We start from the raw sequence: 23900 nt of genomic DNA on the forward strand, positions 1-23900 counted from the left end.
CGGTCAGGAGTCGCCGTGATCGCGCATGGACTCCCGAATCTGTTGCAGGCGCTCTGCGGCGGCCTGCTGCCGGGCCGCGTACTGCTCTTCGACCGCGCGGCCCTCGGGGGTCTCTGCGGCCAGTTCGGAGGCGCCGATCGCGGTGCCGTAACGCGTCTCGATCTTCTCCCGCACCGAATCGAACGTCGGCACGCCCTCGGCGGTGTACCCGGGCTCTTCGGGTGCAGAAGGCAAGGCTGGCTCGTCTGTCACCCACCCCACGTTACCTGCGACAACTGACATTTCTTGGGATCGGTAGCGGTACCGCCCGCAAAGACTTGGGGCACGACGGAGCCATGGGGGCGACGCGAAGAACGAAGGGAAGACGGCAATGACCGCCAAGACGATCAACCGGGTTATCGCAGGCGCCGTGGGACTGGCCGCTGTCGGCGCGGTGGTGGTGGGCTGCTCGAGCGACAAGTCCACGGCCGCGGGCAACGCCAAGGTGAGCACCGGGGGAAACACCGCGGTCAAGGTCGATGGATCCGACCTGGCAGGCCTCGACCTCAACTCGGTGACCTGTGTGAAGCAGGCCGGCAAGATCACCGTGGCCAGTGGAGCCGTCGGCGGCCAGCAGGGTCTCGGCGTCGTGATGACCGATGAGGCCACTCCCAAGGTGCAGACCCTGGGACTGGTGTACGACGGCAGCGCCCTGTCGGTCAGCGACAACATGGGCGTCAAAGTCGGCTCTGCCGAGGTCAAGGTCGACGGCAGCACGTACACCATCAGCGGCGAGGCGTCGGGCGCCGACATGAAGAACCCGATGGCCGGAATGATCACCAAGCCGTTCACCATCACGGTGAGCTGCAGCTGATCCGGCCCGGAAGCGGCGGGCGGGCAAGCAATCCACCCGGCCCGCCCGCCGCGTTCCTATGATGCGGATGTGACGATCATCGGCGACCTGGAGCGCGCGCGTCACTTGGCGCTGGCCGCCGAAGAGGGCGCCGCCAAGGACTTGCTGCTGTCCTTGATGCCGCAGATCGAGCAGGCCGACCGCGACGATTACGCGCTGGAGGTGTTCGCCCAACTCGGCGAGATCTATCTGGTGCGCACCGCGTACGACGGTGTGGTGGAAGCCATCCGGCGTATCCGGGAGTGCCTGGCCCACTACACGGAGATTCGGGCAGGCGCCAAGCCCGAGGAGGCCGCCAAGGTCACCATGACGGATGCGGAGGTCGACCACATGATCTGCCGCTACACGCGCCGTGCCGAATTTCTCGCCGCCGGTCTGGCGGCCGCGCGCGGCGAGCACGACGACGCCGAGCACCATGTGGCGGCACTGATCGCGGTGCGTGGAGACTTCGCCGATCTCGACGCGGAGCACGCGCGCCTCGTCTGTTATGCCCGCATCCTGCTCGCGACGGGTCTGTGCGACGACGACCTCTACGCCCGGTCGGAGCCGCTGTGGAACGAGGTTCTCGACGTCGTGGACGGTCACCTCGACGGGGACACCGAGGAGTCCGACCACCTGTTCGTCGCGGCCGCGCTGGGTTACGGCCGGTTCTGTGTGGAATCCGGGCGCCTGGCCGAGGCCGAACCGTGGCTGCGCCGGGGCGGCGCGAGGGCCGAATCGCGCGGCTGGCGGCTCGCCACCTCCCGAGCGCAACTGGAACGGGCCGCGGCGGCCTGGTCGGCCGGCGACATCGCCGAGACCCAGCGGCTGGTGCACGAGGCCTACCCGGTGATCGCCGAGCATGCCCGCGCTCACGATGTGTCCCGAAGCTGGCTGTACTTCGGCCTGATCCGGCTGGCCGTCGGGGCCTTGCAGGAGGCCGACGAGTGCTGGTCGCACGCCGAGCGGCACTGGCGGGAGATCGAGAAGCCGCTGCATATTCACCGTATCCTGTTGCAGCGCAGCTGGATCGCCATCTTCCGCGGGGCCTTCGACGAGGCCCGCGAACAGGTCGCGCAGGCGCGGCAGATGCTGGATTCCGCACCGCGGCACAGTTGGCTGCAGTACGCACGGCTGGATTCCCACCTCGGCAATGTCTGGCGCGCCGACGCGCTTGCCGAGATGGGTTTCGACGGCTTCGCGCAGCCGGGCCGCAACTGGCATCAGGTCGAGACGCGGCACGCGGCGGGCCTGGCCGTGGTCGACTGTGCCCCAGGCTCTCCCGAGTACACCCGAGCGATCGAAAAGCTCCAGCGCGCAGCCGATCTGAAGGTACCCGCCGCGCTGGCGGTCGATTCCGTGCGCTACACCATCCCCGACGCCGGTGCCAGGATGCGCTGGGCCAGCTGTGTGTCGGCCCCGCTGCTGGCGGGCGCGTTTGCGGTGGCGTGGGAATCCGACAATGTCGAACTCACCTGCGAGCTCGTCGAATATCACAGTGCACGAGGTACTTTCACAGCTGAGCCGCTTGAGCAGCAGGCGAGCGACTGGACGGGCACCGCGACCGCTGCGGTGCCCGTCGAGGCCGAGCTCGCACCCGAACTTGCGATTGCCGCCGCCGCGCCCGCCGTCGGCGGTACGGGCCTGACCAGGCTGGGCCCGCTGCCGCCGCTGCGCATGGACCCGCAGGCCGCTCCGATCATGAGCCGATACCGGGACCTGGCCCGGCAGCGGTATGGCCGCGATGTCACCGCCGCAGGCGACGCATGGCAGACGTGGCCGTGACCGCAACACTGGTCCTGCGATTCGCGGACGTCGGCATCGCCACCTACGCCAGTCTGCGCGTGGTGGGGGAGGCGCACCGGTCGGTCACCTGGGTGATCGAGGAGCCGCAGCTGCGGGCCGCGTGCGATGCGCTCGACGCCGCGCTGCCGGATCCACGTCCCGGAGAAGGCGCCGCTGACGCCATCGAACGATCCTTGGCCACTGGGGCTTTCGCGTTCCCCGACACCGAACACGCGCTCGGGGCGGCACTCGGTGAGCAACTGATCTCCCCGGACGGCTGGCGGCTGCTCGCCGAGAGCGTTGCGTCGCCGCGGCCGCAGCTGTTCGTCACGCCGAGCCCACGGTTGGGCCGGGTGCCGTGGGGTCAACTTGTCATGCCCGGTCCCGACGGAATCCGCCTGATCGAACTCGTCGATGTCCTCATGGCGGTGCCGCCGAACATCGTGCACGCGCCCCGACGGCAGATGTGCTGGGAGGATCACCGCAATGGTGCGGCCGTCCTGCTGCTCGACCCTCGCATCCCCGGGCAGCGCCCGGGTTCGGCGCTGGGGTCGGTACTCGGCAGGCCGTCCCCGCAGACGCCGCTGGCTCGCCATTTCGCCGATCTGGTCGCTTCGGGTCGGGTGCTGCCCACCGTCGCCGAGCCCGCCGAGTTGTTCCGCCGCACCGACACCGATCGGCACTGGCTGGCCCAGGCGTGTGCCCAGGATCCGGCCCGGCTGCTCTACGTCGGGCACGCCAGTGCGGCCGAAGGAGACGCCGGTTACGCCGACCGTGCCGCGCTACACCTGGCAGAGCCGGCCCCACTGACCGCCGCCGACGTGATGTCGGCAGGCCTGGCGATTCCACCGCGGGTCGCTCTGCTGGCCTGTGCGTCGGGTGGCGACTACCGCTTCGATGAGGCCACCGGGTTGGTGGCGGCGATGATCCTCGGTGGCGCCGAGCTGGTGACCGCGACGTTGTGGTCACTGCCGACCACTGCGGGATATCACCAGTTCTACACTGCCACAACAGATTCAGTCTTCGATCCGATGGCCGAGACGGTCGCGGCGGTCGACCTGGCCCACAGGGAAGATGCCGCGGGCTGCGCGGTGAACCGCTGGCAACGGTCCCAGTTGCGGCGCTGGCGTGACGGCGACCGCGCGGCCAGCCCGCTGCATTGGGCGGCGCTGGCCAGCTTCACCGTCGGCGGGGCCCGGTGAAAGCCTCAGGCGGGGGAGACGAACACCGCGATGGTGCTCTCATCGCCCGGTCGGTAGTAGGCGTCGATCACGCTGCCCGGTGCGACCTTCGGCAGCGACGTCGCCGGGACCAACGCGGTCTGGATGGCCGGGAACTGGCCGCCGCCAGGTCTGCTCACCATGAGATCCAACTCGACCTCACGGAAGTCCTCGCGGGTGGTTCCCGTGGCGCGCATGCCCGTCACCACGCCGACCGCGTGTGTGCCGGTGCGGATCAACGCCAGCTGCCCGCCGGTGATCAGGCCCTTGCGCAGAAACATCTCGTCGAACGCGGCCACCAGTTCGTCGATGGTCATCAGGCGTTCGGTGGCTTCATCGTCCCCGTAGCAGGCCCGTCGGGCCCGGTGCGCGGTGGCGAGCACGACGCCTGCGGCGCCGCAGATCAGGCAGAACACGGTGAGCGTCAATGCATCGGTCATGCCGACAAGCGTCCGGCTGTCCGGCGACTACCGAACCCAAGTTCGGTGGCCGGCCCTATCCTGGTGCTGGTGAGCATCGGGTCGGACGCGACGACGGCACGGACCGTGGTGGGTTCGGCGCAGCCGCGTCGCGCGGTGATCGAGCGGGCCTGGCGCTCCATCGGCCCGGGCGTCGAAGTACTCAGCAGTGATGACGGCGGCCCGCTGCGCCGGACCGTCAAACGGATCATCGACCCACTCGTGCTGCGTCTGCGCAGCAACGCTCAGTTCTCCGCTCCGGTGCTGGAACCTGCGGTGGCCGCCGAGATGCACGACACCATCGCTGCCCACGCACCGCAATTGCGGGCGGCGGCGGACTGGTTCGTGATGCTCAAAGCGCAACGGCGGCAGCAGCGCATCACCTCGGGCAACGCCCAGGAGCTTTACTTCCCGGTGTGTTTCGAGCTCGCGGTCACGCGAGGCACTCCCGGCGTCGAGGATGAGCAGACTGCGGCCGGCGTGCTGCGCGACATCCATCAGGGCCGCGACCGGACCGGAATCGAAACACTCAACGCGCATCTCGATGATCCACAGGTGGTTGCCCGCTTGACCCGGCAACTCGAGCGCAGCTGGCACGACGTGCAGCCGACCGGCGCCATGACCGGACCGTTCTTCGCGGGGCTCGCGACCGTGCTCGGTCCGGCGGAGAGCCATCGCGCGACGGTGGCCCGGCAGCGGGTGTGGTCGGCGCTGGTCGCCGATGCCACCCCCTACAACCTCGGTGCGACGGCACACACCCAGCCCGGCACACTGCCCTGGTCCATCGTCGAGGTGGGTCTGAGTTCTGTTGCACCGCAAAAACTCCCGACTGTCGACGGGGTGCCCGTCGGTGACCGACCGCTGGACCGCACTGTCGCCGACCGGGTCCGGGCCACGCTTCGCCGCGCCCTGGACCGCGACGAGCTTCCCGACGTTCCGTTGCTGTGTGCCGAAGAGGTCGATCGGGCTTGCGCGCCATGGGGTCTGCTCGCCGAAGACAAGCAGGCGGTGCTGCTGACCGGTATCGAGGTGGCAGGCGATTTGCAGCCGCTGGCGGCCTCGGCGTCGGCGCGCTACGAGTTGTCGGCCCGTATCCAGTCCCGGCTCGCCAAGGAGGCCTACGTACTGCACGCGCGCCGCTACCTGGCGGGCGGCGCGGCGATTCATCCGCGGCAGCAACAGGTTGTCGACGATCTGGCGGCATTCGCCCGCCCGTACCTGAGCCGGCTGTGGGCCCGATTGCACGGGCGGGACGTCTGGCAGGAATCCTGTGAAGACATCGACGACGTCCGTGCGCTGCTGGAGGGCGTGGCGCGGTCGGTGAGCCTGGACCATCGCCAGCGCATCAAGGCGATGCTGGAAGTGCAGGTGGCCGGATGAAGCTCGACATCGAATCCGGGCTGTGGAGCAGCGGCACACTGACCGAACCGGCCCCGCTGGTGGCGGTGCTCGAGGTCAGTGGTGCCGTGCTGTCGTGGGTGGTCGACGACGGAGCTGCCGCGCCCGTCATCACGTTCACCGATCACCTTCGGGCTGACTGGCTTTGGCGCGTCGTCGGGGAAGACGGCCATGTCGCGGTCGTCGAAGCGCTGCGCGACGCCGCCGGCGGCACGGCACAGGCCGTCGACCTGCCCGGGGTTGCGGTGCTGCCCGGTTCCACGGATGCGCTGCGGCGGTTGGCCTTCGGGCACTGGCTGCGGCGGTGGTGGCCCGCCAGCGACCGCGACGGTATCGCGGCTCTGGACCGAGCGGTACTCGACGCCGAGCTCGCGGTGTCGACTGTGGCGGCCGAGGACTTTCTCACTGACGACACCCTGGACTCCGACGTCGATGCCTTACTGGCTCCGCACGTGTCCGCTTTGAACAACCTTTCTGCACAAGGGGATCCCCGAGTGATCGCGCTGGTGGACCGCTGCCGTGAGCTGGCCGAGGACATCGGCCTCGGTTGGCACGTTGCCGAGCCGACGCGGCGTCGGTCCGACTACGCGCTGGCCGCCGGTGCCGCCGAGGCGGGCCGCGCCGCTGCGGCGATCGCCGGGGGAGTCTCGACGGTGAGCTGGACGGCGGTGCCGCCGGGCATTTTCGACGCTGCCGAGCGGACCGTCGACTGGACCGTCGTACCCGTCGGGTCATCGGTGAATTGCCTTGTGCAGGTGGCTGTGTGCGGACCCGATCATCCCGCCGGTATTGCCGCGGCGGTCCGCTGCGGAGACTACCGCGGCACCGGTGTGCTCGACGCCGACGGGCGTGCGGCGCTTGCGGTGCTCGGCGCGGACGGTGCAGCGTTGCCGGAGTCGCACGCATGGAACCTGGACTGGTCGCCGGCCGAGGTGGCGATCGGTGCCACCGCTGCCGGTGAGCCGCAACATGTTCGGGACCGGGTGCGGGCCTTCGCCCGCAACCGGCTCGCCGCGGTGTCGGATACGCGGCTCGCCGCGGTCGCTGCCGACGCGTACCTCGCCGAGGTGCTCGCCGCTGAATCCGACTACTGAGCCGCCGCTGTCACCGGGCGGCGGCCTGGATGTAGGTGGCCGAGCGCGGTGCCGACGGCAGCCCGATGACGGGGACCTGCGGCGTGCCGATCACCCCGGCCAGCCACGGCAGCGATGCGGCGAATGCGTTTGAGGCGAACGGCCAGTCGTGTGTCCCGGGCTGACTGACGACGGCGCAGGGGATTCCGTGCGCCGAACCCAACGCGCACAGCGCGTCGGCGGCCTTGGCCTGGTCGCTGACCTTGGCGACTCGGGTGTTCGACGGCGCGTTGTTCACGTCGAACCAGCCGGCCAGACCTCGGTATTGGCCGTGCCGGTTGATGACGGTGGCGGGATCGAACGCGTCCCATGCCGCTTTGTTTCCGCCGAACAGTCGGTCGATGGTCTGGGCCTTGTTGCCCGAGTTGGGCCCGATGTCACCGGCGATGTCGACGAACGCGCTGAACAGTTCGGGGTGCATGACCGATACGTCGACGGCGCACGTGCCGCCCATCGACCAGCCCACCACGCCCCAGTTGGCGGCCAGTGGGCTGACCCCGTAGTGGGCGTTCATGTAAGGGATCACGTCTTTGGTGAGGTGATCGGCGGAGTTGCCGCGCGGCCCGTTCACGCATTCGGTGTCGTTGTTGAAGGCGCCGCCGGGGTCTGCGAACACGAGCACCGGTGCGTAGCCGTGGTGTGCCCGGGCGAATTCGTCCAACGTCTTCACCACGTTGCCGGCGCGCATCCAGTCCGCCGGGGTGTTGAACTCGCCGCCGATCATCATCACGGTCGGCAGCTTCGGAGCCGGATTGCTCATGAACCACGCGGGTGGCAGGTAGACGTACTCGCCGCGGTGCTTGAAGCCCGAGGCGGTGTTGCCCGTGTCCACCGGCACCACCGTGCCGCGCAGCGGAACGGTACCTTCGCGCTGCATCGCGGCGACCGTCACCTGGTCGGACTGATCGGGCAGCGGACCCGCCGTCATCTGGTTCCACGCCGTCTGCACCCACGGGAAGTAACCGACCCACAGGTTCAGTGCCAGCGCCGCGCACAGCAAGCTCATCGGGACCGCGAGCGTCGACACGCCGCGCCGCCACCAGCGGCTGCCGCGCCACCCCGCCAGCAGGACCACGACGGCCGCCCCGGTGATCGCCACCCACACCCACAACGACCGGGGTGCAGGGTTGCTCCGGTCGGAAATACCTTCCCTCTGGATGTACCAGTACGTGGCGAGGGCGAGCACACCGCCGACACCTGCGGCTACCGGTAGCCAGATCAGCCACCACCGCCGGGTACGCAGACCGAGCGCCGCGATGAGCGCAATTGCGGTCACGACCTGCACTGTTATCGGGACCCAGCCGTGCATCAAGGACAGATGGTGGGTGAAGGTCACCAGCCAATCCTGATCAAAGATCCTTGCGATTTCCTGTGAGCGGGCTGCTAACGGGGTTTGGCCAGCGGGAACGGCAGGGTTTCCCGGATGCTGCGCCCGGTGATCAGCATGACCACCCGGTCGACGCCCATGCCGAGGCCGCCGGTCGGGGGCATGGCGTACTCCATCGCCTGCAAGAAGTCCTCGTCGAGCTCCATCGCCTCGGGGTCGCCACCGGCCGCCAGCAACGATTGTTCCTGCAGGCGACGGCGTTGTTCGACGGGGTCGGTGAGCTCGCTGTAGGCCGTGCCGAGCTCGACGCCCCAGGCGACAAGGTCCCAGCGTTCGGCCACGCCGGGGATGCTGCGATGCGGCCGGGTCAGCGGGGACACCGAGGTGGGGAAGTCCTTGTAAAACGTCGGCTCGGTGGTGCGGTCCTCGACGAGATGCTCGTACATCTCCAGCACGACGGCCCCGGCGTCCCAGTGCGTCAGGTAGCTGATATCGGCCGCCTTGCACAGCTTTCGCAGGGTGTCCACGTCCGTTTCGGGGGTGATGTGCTCGCCGAGGGCTTCGGAGATGGCGTCGTGCACGGTCTTGACCGGCCACTCGCCGGAGATGTCCACGGGCTCGAGCACACCGTCGGTGCGTGGCCGCAGGAACACCTGGGCGCCGTTGGCCGCCTGTGCGGCGTTCTGGATCAGTTCGCGGCAGCCGTCGATCCACACGTTGTAGTCGGCGTGCGCCTGGTAGGCCTCAAGCAGGGTGAACTCGGGGTTGTGGCTGAAGTCCACCCCCTCGTTGCGGAAGGCCCGGCCCAGCTCGAAGACGCGCTCGACACCGCCGACGCAGAGCCGTTTGAGATACAGCTCGGGGGCAATGCGCAGGTAGAGGTCCAGGTCGTAGGCGTTGATGTGGGTGAGGAACGGCCGGGCGTTCGCGCCGCCGTGGATCTGCTGCAGAATCGGCGTCTCGACCTCAAGGAAATCCTTGGCGTACAGGGTCTGCCGGATGGCTTGCAGGGCGCCGCTGCGGGCCCGGATCAACTCACGGGCTTCGGTGTTGACGGCGAGGTCCACGTAGCGGGCCCGCACGCGGGCCTCCTGGTCCGTCAGCCCCTTCCACTTGTCCGGTAGCGGCCGTAGGCATTTGCCGATCAACCGCCACTGCTCGACCAGCAGCGAGCGGGTTCCGTTGCGGCTCTGGCCCATTGTGCCGGTCACCTCGATCAGGTCACCGAGGTCGATCGCGGCGGTGAACTGCGCGGTGCCGCCGTCGAGACGCGAGTCGTCGAGGAGCAACTGGACTTCCCCGGACCAGTCGCGCAGCTGGGCGAACAGCACGCCGCCGTAGTCGCGGATGCGCAGCACCCGGCCCGCGACGCTGAGACTTTCGGAGTCGTCGGCCGCCAATGCCGCAGCGACGGTATGGGTGGGCGCCTGGCCGACGGGGTAGGCCTCCACGCCGCTGTCCTGCAGCGCCCTGAGCTTGGCCATGCGCACCCGCACCTGCTCGGGCAGGCGCGCCAGCTCCGCATTGTCCGACGTGTCCGGCGCGAGATCGCCGATGTCGGGCGCACTTCCGTCGCGGTGCAGCCGGCCGGATTCCACCAGGTTCGCCGGCGCGGCGACGTGCTCACCCGTGTGCTGTTTGTTGCGCCGGGAGAACGGCAGCACCAGGAAGCCTTCGGCGATCACCGACGCGACGCCGACCCGGGGGATCAGCCGGGCTTCCTCGTAGCAGGCGTAGCGCGGTACCCATTCGGGTTGGTATTTCATGTTCGAGCGGTACAGCGTCTCCAGTTGCCACCAACGGGAAAAGAACACCAGCAGCCCGCGCCACAGTCGGGCCACCGGCCCTGCACCCAGCTGTGCACCCTGCTCGAACGCCGAGCGGAACATCGCGAAGTTCAGCGAAATACGGCTCACGCCAATGGTTTCCGCCTGCATGCACAGTTCGCTGACCATCAATTCGATGGTGCCGTTTGGTGACTGCGGGGAGCGCCGCATGACGTCGAGTGAGACACCGTTGGCGCCCCACGGCACCAACGACAGCATCGCCACCACGGCGTCCTTCTGAATCGCCTCGACCAGCAGGCAGTCGCCGTCAGCCGGGTCGCCGAGCCGGCCCAGCGCCATCGAGAAGCCGCGCTCGGTCTCGGTGTCACGCCAGGAGTCGGCGTTGCGGATCACCTCGGCCATCTCGGCAGCCGAGAGCTCGCGGTGGCGGCGGATCCGCACCGAGGCGCCGGCCCGTTTGGCGCGGGTGACGGCCTGGCGTACACCGCGCATGTCCGACCCCGACAACCGGAAGCTGTCCGGGTGCAGGATGGCTTCGTCGCCGAGTTGCAGCGCGTTGAGCCCCGCGGCGCGGAACGCTTCGGCGGCAGTCGAACTTGCGCCCATCACGCCGGGTGCCCAACCATAGGTCTGACACAGCCGCAGCCAGGCTTCGATGGCCTGTGGCCAAGCCTTCGGATCGCCCAGTGGATCCCCGCTGGCAAGGCACACCCCGACCTCGACGCGGTAGGTGATCGCCGCGCGTCCACTGGGCGCGAACACCACCGACTTGTCGCGGCGGGTCGCGAAATATCCGAGCGAATCGTTCTTCCCGTAGAGCTCGAGCAGTCCGCGGATCGCGGACTCGTCCTCTCCGGTCAGCGCATTGGCTGCGCGTTGCGACTGAAACAGCACCACCGCCGCGGCCATCAGCGCCAGGGCGCCGAACAACCCGAACACCGCGTTGAGGAACGGGTGCGAATACCCCTCGAACACCTCGGTCGGCACTGTCGCGAACCCACTGACCCGGTTGATCGCATACGGCAACCGCGCGCTGGTGTCGAGGGTCCCGGGGAACAGGGTCAGCAGACCCCACGCCGCCAGGATGCCGATCGCCATACCGGCCAGCAGTGCCACGGCCGATTTCAGCAGGGCACCGCGACGCACCTTGGCCCAGAACTGCTTACGGGCCAACACCAGGCAGACGATGGCGGTGACGTGGAACGCCATGCCGATGATCTCGCCGACATCCTCGCCCATGGTGTCGGTGTCGCCGCCGGCAACCAGGTCGCCCAGGTTCCAGCCGACCGCGCCGACCATGTAGAGGACCAGGATCCACCACGCGATGCGCTTGCGGGCCGCCAGTGCAGCCGCCAGCAGGGTAAGGACGAAGGCCCAGGCGAAGCTGGTGTCGGGGAAGTTGAAGAGGTAGTCGTTGACGAACTCCCGAGGCACCTTGATGACCCAGCGCACCAGAGGAGAGACGCTGGCGATGAGCGACAGCGTGGCGATGACGCCGACCGTCCAGCCCGCGGCGGCCGGAACCCAGGAGAATCGGGTGCTTGGCCGCATCGGCGTGCGACTGGCGCGGCTGAGAACGGTCATATGCCCGGAGGATAGGCGGTCAACTTGGAAAGTTGATGGAACACCGACCGCACCGGACCGGCGTCGTCGTTCACCAGACCGGACCCGTGTACTTCTCACCGGGGCCTTTGCCCGGTTCGTCCGGCGCCGCGCTGGCTTCGCGGAACGCCAGTTGTAGGCTCTTGAGTCCGTCGCGGACCGGGCCGGCGTGCGGCCCGAGGTACTCGGCCGAGGCCGTCACCAGACCGGCCAGCGCGGTGATCAACCGGCGGGCTTCGTCGAGGTCGCGGTATGGGCTCTCGTCGGGATCGGGCGCGGACAACCCGATCTTCTCGGCAGCTGCGCTCATCAGCATGATCGCCGCGCGGGTGATCACTTCCACCGCCGGGACCTCAGCGAGGTCACGAACGGCGGAGCCGGTCAGATCACCTGAGCCCTGATCGTGCGCTGCGTCGGGCGTTACTGTCGGATCGGTCATACCTGGTAGAGTGTCATGCGCGACCGTCCCGGCGTACGCCAGGGACAGTAAGTGGAGTCCCACTCCCACCGTTGGCCACACTGGTTCAACGGTCCGGTCACCAGCATCCTAGGATGCCGGTTTTGTGCTTCAGTATTGGGGCGCGGGCGGTGAAAACCGTGATCGGTCGGCATGGGCCCTGCTATGAGCAGGGCTTTCGCTCTTTTGAGCGCTGGTGGCGTGGGCTCCTGAAGTGGACAACATAGGAGGCCCCATCAGCACTGAGACCCGCGTCAACGAGCGCATCCGCGTACCCGAAGTCCGCCTGATTGGACCAGGTGGTGAGCAGGTAGGCATTGTGCGCATCGAAGACGCCCTCCGCGTCGCCGCGGATGCCGATCTCGACCTTGTGGAAGTAGCCCCGAACGCCAGACCTCCGGTCTGCAAGATCATGGACTACGGCAAGTACAAGTACGAGACGGCTCTGAAGGAGCGCGAGTCTCGCAAGAACCAGCAGCAGACCGTCGTCAAGGAACAGAAGCTGCGTCCCAAGATCGACGACCACGACTACGAGACGAAGAAGGGCCATGTGGTCCGCTTCCTCGAAGCCGGGTCGAAGGTCAAGGTGACCATCATGTTCCGCGGACGTGAGCAGTCGCGGCCCGAACTGGGATACCGCCTGTTGCAGCGGCTGGGCGCCGACGTGGCCGAGTACGGCTTCGTCGAGACGTCCGCCAAGCAGGACGGCCGCAACATGACGATGGTGCTGGCCCCGCACCGCGGCGCGAAGACTCGTGCCAAGGCAGCGGAGCAGGCCGAGCGCCCCGGCGGGCCGCAGGCCACACCCGAAGAACCAGACGTTTCACCGAATTAGATCCAACACAGAACTGAGGACTCATGCCCAAGGCGAAGACCCACAGCGGTGCCTCCAAGCGGTTCCGCAAGACCGGTACCGGCAAGATCGTGCGGCAGAAGGCGAACCGTCGCCACCTGCTCGAGCACAAGCCGAGCAAGCGCACCCGCCGGCTTGACGGTCGTACCGTCGTGGCCGCCAACGACACCGGTCGTATCAACAAGCTGCTCAACGGCTAAGACCGCCCTCACCCGTACCGAACGAGAATAGGAACACCCCATGGCACGCGTGAAGCGCGCACTCAACGCCCAGAAGAAGCGGCGCACAGTCCTCAAGGCCTCCAAGGGCTACCGGGGCCAGCGGTCCCGCCTGTACCGCAAAGCCAAAGAGCAGCAGCTGCATTCGCTGACCTACGCCTACCGGGACCGTCGCGCCCGCAAGGGCGAGTTCCGCAAGCTGTGGATCTCCCGCATCAACGCCGCGGCCCGCGCCAACGACATCACCTACAACCGCCTGATCCAGGGCCTCAAGGCCGCCGGTGTCGAGGTGGACCGCAAGAACCTCGCCGAGATCGCCGTCAGCGACCCGGCTGCGTTCGCCGCGCTGGTCGAGGTGGCCAAGGCCGCTCTGCCTGAGGACGTCAACGCTCCTTCGGGTGAGGCCGCCTGACCATCAGTCCGCTCACCGAGCGAGCTGATCGCGTCGCCGCAGCCGTAAAGCTGCACCGCGCCGTCGCACGTCGCCGCGCCGCACGCTTTCTCGCCGAAGGTCCCAACCTCGTCGAGTCAGCGTTGCGGCGCGGACTTGTCTCCGAGGTGTTCGCCACGGCGGCGGCGCTCGACCGGTTCGGGGGTCTGCTCGCCGATGCCCCGGTGTACGAGGTGACAGAACGTGCGGCAAAAGCGTTGTCCGACACTGTCACCCCGGTCGGTCTCGTGGCGGTCTGCCGGCTCCCGGACGTCTCGCTCGACGACGTGCTCGCTGCCGCACCGCGCCTGATCGCGGTCGCTGTCGAACTCTCCGAGCCCGGCAACGCCGGCACCCTGATCCGCGTCGCCGACGCGATGGGCGCCGACGCGGTGATCCTGGCAGGCAACGCCGTCGACCCTTACAACAGCAAGTGTCTGCGGGCGTCGGCAGGCAGCATCTTCTCGATTCCCGTGCTCAGCGAAACCGACGCGACGGCGACAGTGGCGCGGTTGCACGACGGGGGCCTGCAGGTGCTCGCTACCACGATCGACGGCGAGGTCAGCCTCTCCGCCCCAGATTTCGAGCGCGCTCTGGCTGCGCCCACCGCCTGGCTGTTCGGGCCCGAAGCACACGGGTTGCCAACGGAATTGGCGGTCATGGCGGATCACCGCGTGCACATTCCGATGCCCGGCAACGCGGAAAGCCTCAACATCGCTTCAGCCGCCTCGATCTGTCTGTATCAAAGCGCGCGAGCGGCCCGCTCCTAGCGCGCGATTCCTAGTGCGCGATCCCTAGCGCGAGCAGACATGAAAGTCCGCGACACGCCGAAGTTCCGGGACCCAGGTGTCTGCTCGCGGGTCAGATGGCCAGCCAGATCAGCCCGGCGGCCGCGAAACCCACGACCGACAGGATGGTCTCAAGCACCGTCCAGGTTTTCAGCGTGTCCTTGACCGACATGTTGAAGTAGCGCGACACGATCCAGAACCCGCCGTCGTTGACGTGGCTGGCGATGATCGAGCCTGCGGACACCGCCACCACGATCAGTGCGATCTGGGCGGGACTGTAATGCCCTGCGCTGATGGAGGTCTCGATGATGCCCGCAGTGGTGACGATCGCCACGGTCGCCGAGCCCTGCGCGATCCGCAGCGCGCAACTGATCAGATAGGCCGACAGGATCACGGGCAGTCCTACTTCGGTCATCGAGTCGGCCAGCGCCTTGCCGATCCCGGTGGCACGCAACACCGCCCCGAAGAACGAGCCGGCACCGACGACGAGCAGGATCATCCCGACGGGACGCAGCGACGCCGCGCTGATCTTGGCTATCTCCGGCGCTGAGATGCCCCGCCGGATTCCCAGCAGATACAACGCCAGCAGCACCGCGATGGTCAGCGCGATGGCCGGGGTGCCGATCAGGGTGAGGGTCGACCGCAGCCGACCCTCTTTGAGAACCACGTCCGAGACGGTCGCCGCCAGGATCATGAGCATCGGCGCGAGAATGATGAACGCGATCAGGCCGACCGACGGCGGATTGGCGGTATCGGCCTCGTCCTCTTCCGGGATCAATTCGTCGGGCACCTCGACCTGGACGCGCTTGCCGATCCATGAACCCCACACCACACCGCTGACGAACCACGCCGGGATACCGCAGGCCAGCCCCATGATGATGAGCCAACCGAGGCTTACGTGCAGCAGTCCGGCGGCGGCGACCGGACCGGGGTGCGGCGGCAGGAACGCATGCGTCATCGACAGGCCCGCCAGCATCGGCATCGCGTAGAGCACCAACGACTTTCCACCGCGCTTGGCCGCCACGTACACCAACGGGGCGAGGATGAAGATGCCGATGTCGAAGAAGATCGGGATGCCCAGAACCAGGCCGGTGACACCCATCGCCAGCGGAGCGCCCTTGGGGCCGAATAGGTTCAGCAGCCGGGTGGTCAGCACGTCGGCGCCGCCCGAGCGTTCCAGCATGGCGCCCAGGACGGTGCCCAGCCCGATGATCACCGTGATGTGGCCGAGGATGCTGCCGAAACCCTTCTCCAGCAGCGAATCCCCGGATTTGGCGGGCGTGCCGACCAGATCGGCCACCGAGATTCCGGCGACCAGCGCGACCGCGATGCTCACCACGATCAGGGCGATGAACGGTTCCAGCTTGAGCTTGATGATCAACACCAGCAGCAGCGCGATGGAGACGGCAGCCAGGGTCAGCAGTCCGGAGGTGTCGTGCTGCAGCCAGTGCACCATGGTGCTCATGGCGACCTACTTGCCCATCGCTGCGACGAAACTCGCCGCCCGGCTGGTGATTTCGGCCCAATTGCCAGCCGCGACCTCGGCGGGTGGCACGACGCCGGTTCCGGCAGTCACCGCCAACGCACCCGCATCGAGATAGGACCGCGCGTTGTCGGCATTGATCCCGCCCGACGGCACCAGATCGACGTCGGGGTACGGGCCGTGAAGATCGGACAGATACTTCGGCCCCATGCTGCTGGCGGGGAAGATCTTCACCGCCGTGGAACCGAGGTCGACGGCGTGCGCCACTTCGCTCGGGGTGAGTGCACCGAGGAACACCGGGATCCCGTTGGCCACCGCCACCTCCGCGACAGCGGGGCGAAGCCCGGGCGTCACCAGGAACGCGGCTCCGGCGTCGATCGCCGCCGCGGCCTGCTCGGCGTTCATCACCGTGCCCACACCCAGCAGGATGCCCGCTCGCGCTACCGCGTCGGCACAGCCTTTGATGTGGTCGAGCACATTCGGTGTGGTGAAGGTCAATTCGACGGTGCGGATGCCGCCGGCGGCGAGCGCATGGCACAGGTCGGCGGCGTCGGGGATGGTGTCGGCGCGCACCACGGTCAGCACCCGGTCGGCCCTGAGCGCATCGAGTTCGGTCATCGAGTTCCTCCGTCTGGGTAGCGGCGCAGCGATCGCCCTGCCATCGCACCGGTGAGTTCACCGTCGTCGAGCGCCAATTGGCCCCGCACGAACACATGGGTGAATCCCGCGGCGGCCTGCCGCGGCTGGTCGTAAGTCGCGGTGTCGGCGACGGTGTCGGGGTTGAACAGCACCAGGTCCGCGGCCAAGCCCTCGCGGATGAGACCCCGCTCCACCAACCGCAGCCGACGCGCAGGCCGGCCACTGAGGTGGCCGATGCACTCCTCCAGCGACATCAGCCCGAGATCGCGGCAGTAGTGGCCGAGATAACGCGCGAAGGTGCCCCATCCGCGGGGGTGCGGTTTCGCGCCGATCAGCAGCCCGTCGCTGCCACCGGTGTGCCGCCGATCTCGCATGATGGTTTGTACGTTCTCCTCGTGTCCGACGTGTTGCAGGATTCCACTGCCGAGTTGGTCCCGGAGCAGAATGTCGATGCACACGTCGAACGGCTCGCGGCCTTCCGCCGCGGCGATGCCCGCAATCGTCTGTCCCACATAGTGATTCAACGACGAGTTCTGTACCCCACTGATTTCGATGGTGTCCCACTCTGCGGTCACCCCGTGACACCCGTCCGATCCGGTGACCTCCAGATGCTCGCGTATGCGTGCCAGCACAGCAGGATCGGTCAACCGGGTCAGCGTGTCCTCGGTGCTGCCCGCCGATGCCCAGCTCGGCAGGATCGCCGACAACGTGGTGGCCCCGGGCAGATACGGGTAGGTGTCCAGGCTGATGTCGGCGCCCGCGGCGGCTGCGGCGTCGAGCATCGCGAGCAACTCCGGCGCGCGGCCCTTGTTCGGGCCGAAGTTCAAGGTGGCGTGCGCGAGATGCAGAGCGCACCCTGACCGGATGGCGAGATCGATCATCTCCGCATAGGCCTGCAGGGCACTCGCACCGTAGGAGCGGTGGTGGGGGGAGAAGTACCCGCCGTGGGAGGCCACCGTGCGGCACAGTGCCAGCAGTTCGGCGTTGTCGGCGTACATGCCCGGGGTGTAGGTCAGGCCCAGGGACAGGCCGACAGCGCCCTCGGTCATCGCCTGACCCACGATGCGCTGCATGTCGGCGATCTGAGCGTCCGACGCCGGCGTGTCGTCCCAGCCGACGGCGAGGGCGCGCACCACGCCGTGGGGGACGAGATAGGCAGCGTTGGTGGCGATTCCGTGATCGAGCCGGTCGAGATACTCGCCGACCGAACGCCAGGTGAAGTCGAAATCGGCCGGATCGGAGTTCCAGCCGGCGATCTTGCGCCGGACGACGGCCAGTACCTCCGACGTGACCGGCGCGTAGGACAGCCCGTCCTGCCCGAGCACCTCGGTGGTCACGCCCTGGGTGATCCGGGACGGGTGCGTCGGATTCAACAGAATCTGCAGATCCGAATGGGCGTGCATGTCAATGAATCCGGGCGCGAGGACCAACCCGGCCGCATCGATCACCCGATCCGCGGCACCTGGGTCATGACCATCCCGATGGATCTCGGCGATGCGGTCGTCGTTGATGAGCACATCGGCCGTATACCGCGGTGTCTCAGTGCCATCGACGACGGTGGCCGCGCGGATGAGGGTGCGCATCGGATTCAGAAGTAGGTGCGGATGAGGTCGACGACGGGCGGATCGTCGCCGTCGCCGGCCAGCACCGGGATCCAGCGCCACTTGTCGAATGCCGTGCACGGGTGCGAAAGTCCTAGCCGCACAACATCACCGATGCGCAGATCGGAGTCCGGGGGGATGCGCAGGAACGCATGCTGATCGTTGACCGCGGTGATCGTCGCATCGGTGAGCGGGCGGGCCGGAGCGCCGAGATCTGGGGCGACGAGCTGTGGGATCGGCAGCCCCTCATCGAAGGGGACGTCGCGTTTGCCGGCGTCGAGGAGTGCCAGACCGGGTTCCGGTCGCGACACCACGCGGGCCCACGTGTGCATCGCCGACCGCAGCTGGTAGTGGTGTTCCGGGTCGCGCGCGAATGGTGTTATCCCGGTATAGAACCCGTCGTCGTGGATGATCGCGGCTCCGGCGCGGACCACCACATGGGTCCGGCCACCGGCCAGCGGCGCCAGGATCTCGGCGACAACGTCGAAATACGCGCTGCCGCCTGCGGTCACGTACACGTCACCGTCGGATGGGTAGTGTCCGGCGGACTCGATCCGGTTGTGCAGGGCCGCGATGTCCTGCAGGTACGCGCGCACCCGTGCCAATGATTGCGGCGACGAGTCGTGTGCCAGCGCGCCCTCGTAACCGGACACGCCTGCCACCCGCAGCACGGGGCTTGCGGCAATCCGCTTGGCGACCGCCGTCGCTTCCTCGACCGTGCGTGCTCCGGTTCGTCCGCCTGCCGCGCCCAGTTCGACGAGTACCGGGATGGGCCGGGGGACGGGCACGTCGGTGAGCGCGCGCTCCATCGCGTCGACAGTGCCGGGGGAGTCGGCCCAGGTGAGCACCTCCAGCTCGGCGTGCTCGGTCATCGCCTGGGCCAGCCACCGCAGTGCACCCGGATCCACCAGGGCGTTGGCCAGCTGGATGCGCCGCACGCCGAAATGCACGCCCACGCGCACCTGGCTGGCCGTGGCCAACGTGACTCCCCATGCGCCGCTGCGTACCTGCCGGTCCCACAGAACCGGCGACATGGTGGTCTTGCCGTGCGGCGCCAGTTCGACACCGCGGTCGGCGCACCACTGCGCCATGGCGGCCACATTCGCCTCAAGGGCCGAATCGTCGAGCGTCATCACCGGTGTCATGAACGACGACAGTCGTGGCCCGGTCGCCAGGAATTCGGCGGTGGTGAGACCAGCCGCCGTAGCGGGCAGCGCCTTATCCAGTAGAGACAGCCGCTCGGCCGCCATGGCCTGCACTGCCTGGGCGTCCAGCGTCGGCTCGCTGCGCGTCGTCATCGTCATTTCCCCCGCATCTACCTGCTATGTTGCATATAGTGCAATCAGAGTTGCAAATTTTGGTGTGACATGTTTAACATGGCGCCGACGCCGCGTCAATCCTCTACCCACCGAAGGACGGCTGTGCAGCAACCGACCACAAACCCCGTCCGGGGTGTCGCATGCCTCGGTGAGCCGCTGGTGCTGACATCTGATGCGGATCCGCACCTGGCCGGTACTCACGCTGGACTGCACCTGGCTGGCGCGGAAGCCAACGTGGCGGCCGGCCTCGTCGCCTGGGGCATCCCCGCCGCCTTCGTCGGCCGCCTCGGCGACGATGATTTCGGCGCCTTGATCCGATCCGAGCTGATCGCCCGCGGGGTCGACGTGTCCGCCGTCGAGATCGACCTGACCCGGCCCACGGGGCACTACTCGAAGGTCACCGCCCCCGACGAGACCGGCGAGCCGCAAACTGTCAGCCGTTACACCAGATCCGGTTCGGCTGCGTCGGCGATGACGCCGGCGTTCCTCGATGCGCCTGCCCTGGCGGCGGCCTTCGCGCGCGCGTCGGTGGTGCACTGCAGCGGCATCACGGCGGCCCTTTCCGATACCTGCCTGGCGATGATGCGTCGGCTGCTGACCGACCGGCCCGGCATCACCGGGCAGATGAGTTTCGACGTGAACTGGCGTGAACAGCTATGGCCTGACGGCGATCCCGCGCAGGTGGTCGACCTGGCCAACCGCGCCGATCTGGTCCTGGTCGGTGCGGACGAGGCGCTGCGGGTCATGGGCACCGCCGACCCGGCTGCGTTGCGCCACATCCTGCCTGCACCGGACACGCTGGTCATCAAAGACGGTGCCAGCAGGGCCATCGCCGTCGACCGTGCCGGCGCCACGATCATCGTCCCCGCGTTGAACGTCGAGGTGGTCGAACCGGTCGGCGCCGGCGACGCATTCGCCGCCGGTTTTCTCAGCGGAGTTGTGCGCGGCGAGGATACGGCCACCTGCCTGCGTCGCGGCCACCTCGGTGCGGCGGTCACCTTGACCGTGGTCGCCGACTCGGCCCCGCCGCCGCCGGAAGACCTGGCCCGGCAACTGCTCACCTGCTCAGAACGCCAATGGGCGGCCACGACCGTCACCACATCGGGCATTTCGGTGCAGGACAAGGTCTGATCACGTGAGCCAGAGCCTCGCCCGCGCACTGCACCTGCTGATCCATCTCGGCCGTGGTCCAGCCACCCTGGACGAACTCGCCGCAGCCACCGACGTGCACAAGACCACCGTGCTACGGCTGCTGCGCACCCTGGCCGACGAGCGATTCGCCTTCCGCGACCACGACAACCGCTACCACCTCGGGTCACGGATCTTCGAGCTTGCCGAATACGGCGCCGACCAGCGCGAGATCCGGCAGATCGCCTCGCGGCACCTCGTCGAGTTCAACCGCACCTACGGTCGCACCACGCACGTCGCCGCCATGGAAGGCGACAGTGTCGTCTACATCGACAAACTCGAATCGCACGACCTTATCAGGATGTACTCACGAATCGGCTTGAGCGCCAACCTGAATTCCACCGCGGTGGCCAAGGTGATCCTGGCTGACCTTCCGGATGCCGAGCTACGGCCGATCGTGGCGGCCATGGACTTCACGAAGCGTGCCGCCAACACCATCACCACCCCCGAGGAGTACTGGCGCGAGATCGAATCCGTCCGCGCCCAAGGCTGGGCCCAGGATCGCGAGGAGAACGAGCCGTCGATCAACTGCATCGGCGTGCCCGTTCGCGGCGCGTCCGGCAAGGTCGTCGCCGCGGTGTCGGTATCGGTACCCGAGGTGGTGTTGCCCTTCGATCAGCTCCTCGAGCTGCTCGAGCCCCTGCAGGCCGTATGCCAACGGATCTCCGCCGACTGCGGCTATCGGCCGCGTTCATGAACCCATCACCGGGAAGCACGAAAAACGAGAGGTAGCACCATGTCTGACTCACAGGTCATCCGCACCGACGGCGCTCCGGCGCCCGCCCACACCTTCAGCCAGGGCATCCGCAAGGGCGGACTGCTGCAGGTTTCCGGCCAGGGCCCGATGGACCCGGCGACCAACACCTACATCGGCGAGGGCGACGTGAAAGCGCAGACCCGTCGCACCCTGGAAAACGTCAAGGCGATCCTGGCCGCGGGCGGCGCAGGGGTCGACGACGTCCTGATGTTCCGTGTCTACCTCACCAAGCGCGAGGACTTCGCGGCCATGAACGAGGTCTACGGCGAATTCATCGCCGAGAACGTCAAGTCCGACCAGCTGCCCTGCCGGACAACGGTTTTCGTTGATCTGCCACACGAAGTGATGCTGGTCGAGATCGACGCGCTCGCTGCCGTCGGCTGATCCGACTAGGCGGCGCTGGTTCGGCGCTGGGCCGGCTTCTTTGCCGGCCGCAGCACCGACAGTGAGAACGTCGTGTGCACCAGCGAACCCGCCCGGTCCAACAGCGTCTTGCGCTGCGGTAGATAGTGCATCGGCATACCGCGGCGTTCCCGTGGCGGCGCCATGAAGCTCGGTGCCTCGACCAGGGGAGCGTCGGCCGGGATCTTGCCCGACGCGCGCCGGTAGGCCGACAGCGCGCGTGGATGCAGCCGGATCTCGTCGGGCACGGCCACGAAGGCCAGTTCGACGAGCTTGCCGAAGATCCGGAGCAACACCTCGTCACCGGGAGTCCAGCGCATCCCGGCCTTCTCGCGCAACGTCGGGTCGAACAGACCGGCGGCGATCCACCGCTGCGCCCCGACCAACGGTCGGAACAGTTGATCCCAGACCGGGGTCGGCATCAGGACGAACCAGGGTTTGGGAATCCGGATGTTGAAGATGTCGAGCGTGGCCCGGTTGATCTCGAGCTCGTCTCGGCACTTGGCGTCCCAGTACTCCTGGAAGTCCTCCCAGGTGTCGGGCACCGGCCGCATGCTCATGCCGTACATGCGGTACCACTGCACGTGCTCGTCGAACAGCTGACGTTTCTCGGCCTCGGTGAGCCCGCCGCAGAAGTACTCGGCGGTCTTGAGAATCAGCATGAAGAACGTGGCGTGGGCCCAGTAGAACGTCTCAGGGTTCAGCGCGTGATAGCGCCTGCCGTGGGCGTCGACGCCCTTGATGGTGGTGTGGAAGGCCTTGATCTGTGCTCCGGTCTGAGCGGCGCGCTCACCGTCGTAGACCACGCCCATGATCGGGTACACCGACCGTGCTATCCGCTGCAACGGTTCGCGCAGCAAAATCGAATGCTCCTCAACACCGGCGCCCAGCTCGGGGTACATGTTCTGGATGGCGCCGATCCACACGCCGAGCATCCCGGTGCGCAGGTCGCCGAAGTATTTCCACGTCAGCGAGTCCGGGCCCAGCGGGTCCGACTCAGGGTGCGCTGCTCTCGCGGTCATCGTGTCCTCGTTGACTTGTCAATGACTCAGGCCGTGCGGTCTGCCACCCACGATAGTGATGACAACATGCGTTGTCTACGAACGCGCCGCGCGTCGCCGCGCAGTGTTACGCGGTGGAAATCGGCTCGCCGCACGGGTGTGACCTGCGCAGTCACCGGCAGGAGTGGGAGTGTGAGCAAGGCGGCGCGCGGCGTGATTGCCGGTCCGCGGAAGCGCCACATACTCTTGCGCTGTGGATGGCGAATCGTTCGATGAACGATCCGGCCGCAACGGGGAAATCGATCAGGTGCCGGGTCGGTCCGGACCGGCTCAGGATCTGTCCGGCCCTCTGGGCTGGCTACAACGGACCAATCACAACCCGGCGCTGATCGGGTTGGTCCGCCGGGTCCGCCGGGCACTGCCGGGAGACCCCGACTTCGGGGACCCGCTGTCGGCAGCCGGCGAAGGCGGCCCACGTGCCGCGGCCCGGGTGGCCGACCGGTTCCTGGACCGCGACGCGGCCTCCCGCGAGATGAGCCTGGGCGCCCTGCAGGTATGGCAGGCGCTGACCGAACGGGTGTCTGGCACCCCGGCAAACCCCGAGGTGACGTTGGTCTTCACCGACCTTGTCGGCTTCTCGTCGTGGTCGCTGCGCGCCGGCGACGACGCGACGCTGCGGCTCTTGCGCCGGGTGGCCCAGGTGGTCGAACCACCGTTGCTCGAAGCCGGCGGCCACATCGTCAAGCGCATGGGCGACGGGATGATGGCGGTGTTCTCCAACCCCGTCGTCGCGCTGCGAGCCGTGGTCACCGCGCTCGACGCGGTGAATTCCGTTGAGGTGGAGGGCTATACACCGCGAATGCGGGTCGGCATGCACACCGGGCGGCCGCAACGCATCGGATCGGACTGGCTCGGTGTTGATGTCAACGTCACGGCCCGCGTCATGGAACGCGCCACCAAAGGTGGCCTGATGCTGTCCAACACCACGCTCGACCTGATTCCGGCCGACGAGCTCAGTGCGCAGGGCCTGACCGTCAAACGGCAACGGTGGCAGGTCTTTTCGTCTCGACCAGACGGGGTGCCCGACGACCTGGTCATATACCGCGTGCGGCTGCCGCGGCAGACGCTCGTCGACGAGCCCGACGACCAGGGTGTGCCCGGCACCTGACACGTCCGCCGAGGC

General features: G+C 67.8%; 23 protein-coding genes. 13 read left to right on the forward strand and 10 right to left on the reverse strand.

Translation table 11 applies throughout. The annotated features are described in order from the left end of the window. Positions 1-3 precede the first annotated feature (3 nt). Positions 4-282 carry a hypothetical protein gene (locus A5784_RS23075; protein WP_064947208.1) on the reverse strand — a complete coding sequence of 93 codons (279 nt, stop codon included), beginning with the start codon at positions 280-282 and terminating at the stop codon, positions 4-6. Positions 283-385: 103 nt separating this feature from the next. Here A5784_RS23075 and A5784_RS23080 point away from each other — a divergent pair, with 103 nt between their 5' ends. The 3 genes from A5784_RS23080 (at position 386) to A5784_RS23090 (ending at position 3858) form a co-directional block, all read left to right on the forward strand. Beyond that, positions 386-853, forward strand: a complete 468-nt coding sequence (locus tag A5784_RS23080) for a lipoprotein LpqH (protein ID WP_197514850.1) — start codon at positions 386-388, stop codon at positions 851-853. A gap of 69 nt (positions 854-922) precedes the next feature. Then, positions 923-2656 (forward strand): hypothetical protein, encoded by a 1734-nt coding sequence (locus A5784_RS23085; protein WP_064947210.1) that lies wholly within the window; start codon positions 923-925, stop codon positions 2654-2656. Beyond that, positions 2638-3858 (forward strand): CHAT domain-containing protein, encoded by a 1221-nt coding sequence (locus A5784_RS23090; RefSeq protein WP_064947211.1) that lies wholly within the window; start codon positions 2638-2640, stop codon positions 3856-3858. Before A5784_RS23085 ends, A5784_RS23090 begins: the two co-directional genes overlap by 19 nt. Before the next feature lie 5 nt (positions 3859-3863). On the opposite strand, the gene A5784_RS23095 is transcribed toward A5784_RS23090, so the two are convergent. After that, positions 3864-4316: a hypothetical protein gene (locus A5784_RS23095; protein ID WP_064947212.1), complete on the reverse strand. Its 453-nt coding sequence runs from the start codon at positions 4314-4316 to the stop codon at positions 3864-3866. A gap of 69 nt (positions 4317-4385) precedes the next feature. Here A5784_RS23095 and A5784_RS23100 point away from each other — a divergent pair, with 69 nt between their 5' ends. Together A5784_RS23100 and A5784_RS23105 are read left to right on the forward strand one after the other, a co-directional pair. Next, positions 4386-5714 carry a hypothetical protein gene (locus A5784_RS23100; RefSeq protein WP_064947247.1) on the forward strand — a complete coding sequence of 443 codons (1329 nt, stop codon included), beginning with the start codon at positions 4386-4388 and terminating at the stop codon, positions 5712-5714. Then, positions 5711-6826, forward strand: coding sequence for a hypothetical protein (locus A5784_RS23105; protein WP_064947213.1), 1116 nt, complete (start codon positions 5711-5713; stop codon positions 6824-6826). Before A5784_RS23100 ends, A5784_RS23105 begins: the two co-directional genes overlap by 4 nt. Positions 6827-6836: 10 nt before the next feature. Here the strand turns inward: A5784_RS23105 and A5784_RS23110 are convergent, their stop codons facing one another. The 3 genes from A5784_RS23110 to A5784_RS23120 form a co-directional block, all read right to left on the reverse strand. After that, the gene (locus A5784_RS23110) at positions 6837-8174 is read right to left on the reverse strand and encodes an alpha/beta hydrolase-fold protein (RefSeq protein WP_064947248.1); all 1338 of its coding nucleotides are present in this window, start codon (positions 8172-8174) and stop codon (positions 6837-6839) included. 74 nt (positions 8175-8248) lie between these two features. Then, entirely contained in the window at positions 8249-11563 is a 3315-nt protein-coding gene (lysX, locus tag A5784_RS23115; RefSeq protein WP_064947214.1) for a bifunctional lysylphosphatidylglycerol synthetase/lysine--tRNA ligase LysX, read from the reverse strand. 70 nt (positions 11564-11633) lie between these two features. Beyond that, on the reverse strand, positions 11634-12020 hold the full coding sequence (locus tag A5784_RS23120; protein ID WP_064947215.1) for a DUF1844 domain-containing protein: 387 nt from the start codon (positions 12018-12020) through the stop codon (positions 11634-11636). 253 nt (positions 12021-12273) lie between these two features. On the opposite strand from A5784_RS23120, the gene infC reads away from it, so the two are divergent. The 4 genes from infC to A5784_RS23140 are packed head-to-tail and all read left to right on the forward strand — an operon-like array spanning position 12274 to position 14309. Continuing rightward, positions 12274-12873 carry a translation initiation factor IF-3 gene (infC, locus tag A5784_RS23125; protein ID WP_064947249.1) on the forward strand — a complete coding sequence of 200 codons (600 nt, stop codon included), beginning with the start codon at positions 12274-12276 and terminating at the stop codon, positions 12871-12873. Between the two features lie 23 nt (positions 12874-12896). Next, entirely contained in the window at positions 12897-13091 is a 195-nt protein-coding gene (gene rpmI, locus A5784_RS23130) for a 50S ribosomal protein L35 (RefSeq protein ID WP_062830509.1), read from the forward strand. A gap of 40 nt (positions 13092-13131) precedes the next feature. Further along, positions 13132-13521 (forward strand): 50S ribosomal protein L20, encoded by a 390-nt coding sequence (gene rplT, locus A5784_RS23135; RefSeq protein ID WP_064947216.1) that lies wholly within the window; start codon positions 13132-13134, stop codon positions 13519-13521. 2 nt (positions 13522-13523) lie between these two features. Further along, positions 13524-14309, forward strand: coding sequence for a TrmH family RNA methyltransferase (locus A5784_RS23140; RefSeq protein ID WP_064947217.1), 786 nt, complete (start codon positions 13524-13526; stop codon positions 14307-14309). A 91-nt stretch (positions 14310-14400) separates the two neighbouring features. Here A5784_RS23140 and A5784_RS23145 read toward each other — a convergent pair whose 3' ends face one another. The 4 genes from A5784_RS23145 to A5784_RS23160 are packed head-to-tail and all read right to left on the reverse strand — an operon-like array spanning position 14401 to position 19348. Beyond that, positions 14401-15792, reverse strand: a complete 1392-nt coding sequence (locus A5784_RS23145) for a GntP family permease (RefSeq protein WP_064947218.1) — start codon at positions 15790-15792, stop codon at positions 14401-14403. A gap of 6 nt (positions 15793-15798) precedes the next feature. Next, positions 15799-16428: a bifunctional 4-hydroxy-2-oxoglutarate aldolase/2-dehydro-3-deoxy-phosphogluconate aldolase gene (locus tag A5784_RS23150; protein WP_064947219.1), complete on the reverse strand. Its 630-nt coding sequence runs from the start codon at positions 16426-16428 to the stop codon at positions 15799-15801. After that, positions 16425-18032, reverse strand: coding sequence for an N-acyl-D-amino-acid deacylase family protein (locus A5784_RS23155; protein ID WP_064947220.1), 1608 nt, complete (start codon positions 18030-18032; stop codon positions 16425-16427). Before A5784_RS23155 ends, A5784_RS23150 begins: the two co-directional genes overlap by 4 nt. 5 nt (positions 18033-18037) lie before the next feature. After that, positions 18038-19348 (reverse strand): amino acid deaminase, encoded by a 1311-nt coding sequence (locus A5784_RS23160; protein WP_064947250.1) that lies wholly within the window; start codon positions 19346-19348, stop codon positions 18038-18040. Positions 19349-19471: 123 nt separating this feature from the next. On the opposite strand from A5784_RS23160, the gene A5784_RS23165 reads away from it, so the two are divergent. Genes A5784_RS23165 through A5784_RS23175 form a run of 3 tightly spaced genes read left to right on the forward strand, consistent with a single transcriptional unit; the run spans position 19472 to position 21698 of the window. Next, on the forward strand, positions 19472-20500 hold the full coding sequence (locus A5784_RS23165; RefSeq protein WP_064947221.1) for a sugar kinase: 1029 nt from the start codon (positions 19472-19474) through the stop codon (positions 20498-20500). 4 nt (positions 20501-20504) lie between these two features. After that, positions 20505-21254 (forward strand): IclR family transcriptional regulator, encoded by a 750-nt coding sequence (locus A5784_RS23170; protein ID WP_064947222.1) that lies wholly within the window; start codon positions 20505-20507, stop codon positions 21252-21254. Between the two features lie 39 nt (positions 21255-21293). Further along, positions 21294-21698, forward strand: coding sequence for a RidA family protein (locus tag A5784_RS23175; protein ID WP_064947223.1), 405 nt, complete (start codon positions 21294-21296; stop codon positions 21696-21698). A gap of 5 nt (positions 21699-21703) precedes the next feature. Here the strand turns inward: A5784_RS23175 and A5784_RS23180 are convergent, their stop codons facing one another. Further along, positions 21704-22738, reverse strand: coding sequence for an oxygenase MpaB family protein (locus A5784_RS23180; protein WP_064947224.1), 1035 nt, complete (start codon positions 22736-22738; stop codon positions 21704-21706). A 232-nt stretch (positions 22739-22970) separates the two neighbouring features. Between A5784_RS23180 and A5784_RS23185 the strand changes: the two genes are divergently transcribed. Continuing rightward, positions 22971-23885: an adenylate/guanylate cyclase domain-containing protein gene (locus tag A5784_RS23185; protein ID WP_064947225.1), complete on the forward strand. Its 915-nt coding sequence runs from the start codon at positions 22971-22973 to the stop codon at positions 23883-23885. Positions 23886-23900: the final 15 nt, after the last annotated feature.

The organism is Mycobacterium sp. 852013-50091_SCH5140682, from assembly GCF_001665685.1.
In the GTDB taxonomy this organism is placed as follows: domain Bacteria; phylum Actinomycetota; class Actinomycetes; order Mycobacteriales; family Mycobacteriaceae; genus Mycobacterium.

What these genes read in the sequence shown, in the direction of transcription:
- A5784_RS23150 (WP_064947219.1), bottom strand. Translation starts at nt 16,428, where the DNA reads ATGACCGAACTCGATGCGCTCAGGGCCGACCGGGTGCTGACCGTGGTG.
- rplT (WP_064947216.1), top strand. Translation starts at nt 13,132, where the DNA reads ATGGCACGCGTGAAGCGCGCACTCAACGCCCAGAAGAAGCGGCGCACA.
- A5784_RS23180 (WP_064947224.1), bottom strand. Translation starts at nt 22,738, where the DNA reads ATGACCGCGAGAGCAGCGCACCCTGAGTCGGACCCGCTGGGCCCGGAC.
- A5784_RS23095 (WP_064947212.1), bottom strand. Translation starts at nt 4,316, where the DNA reads ATGACCGATGCATTGACGCTCACCGTGTTCTGCCTGATCTGCGGCGCC.
- A5784_RS23090 (WP_064947211.1), top strand. Translation starts at nt 2,638, where the DNA reads ATGGCAGACGTGGCCGTGACCGCAACACTGGTCCTGCGATTCGCGGAC.
- lysX (WP_064947214.1), bottom strand. Translation starts at nt 11,563, where the DNA reads ATGACCGTTCTCAGCCGCGCCAGTCGCACGCCGATGCGGCCAAGCACC.
- A5784_RS23120 (WP_064947215.1), bottom strand. Translation starts at nt 12,020, where the DNA reads ATGACCGATCCGACAGTAACGCCCGACGCAGCGCACGATCAGGGCTCA.
- rpmI (WP_062830509.1), top strand. Translation starts at nt 12,897, where the DNA reads ATGCCCAAGGCGAAGACCCACAGCGGTGCCTCCAAGCGGTTCCGCAAG.
- A5784_RS23145 (WP_064947218.1), bottom strand. Translation starts at nt 15,792, where the DNA reads ATGAGCACCATGGTGCACTGGCTGCAGCACGACACCTCCGGACTGCTG.
- A5784_RS23105 (WP_064947213.1), top strand. Translation starts at nt 5,711, where the DNA reads ATGAAGCTCGACATCGAATCCGGGCTGTGGAGCAGCGGCACACTGACC.
- A5784_RS23110 (WP_064947248.1), bottom strand. Translation starts at nt 8,174, where the DNA reads ATGCACGGCTGGGTCCCGATAACAGTGCAGGTCGTGACCGCAATTGCG.
- A5784_RS23175 (WP_064947223.1), top strand. Translation starts at nt 21,294, where the DNA reads ATGTCTGACTCACAGGTCATCCGCACCGACGGCGCTCCGGCGCCCGCC.
- A5784_RS23075 (WP_064947208.1), bottom strand. Translation starts at nt 282, where the DNA reads ATGTCAGTTGTCGCAGGTAACGTGGGGTGGGTGACAGACGAGCCAGCC.
- A5784_RS23155 (WP_064947220.1), bottom strand. Translation starts at nt 18,032, where the DNA reads ATGCGCACCCTCATCCGCGCGGCCACCGTCGTCGATGGCACTGAGACA.
- A5784_RS23160 (WP_064947250.1), bottom strand. Translation starts at nt 19,348, where the DNA reads ATGACGACGCGCAGCGAGCCGACGCTGGACGCCCAGGCAGTGCAGGCC.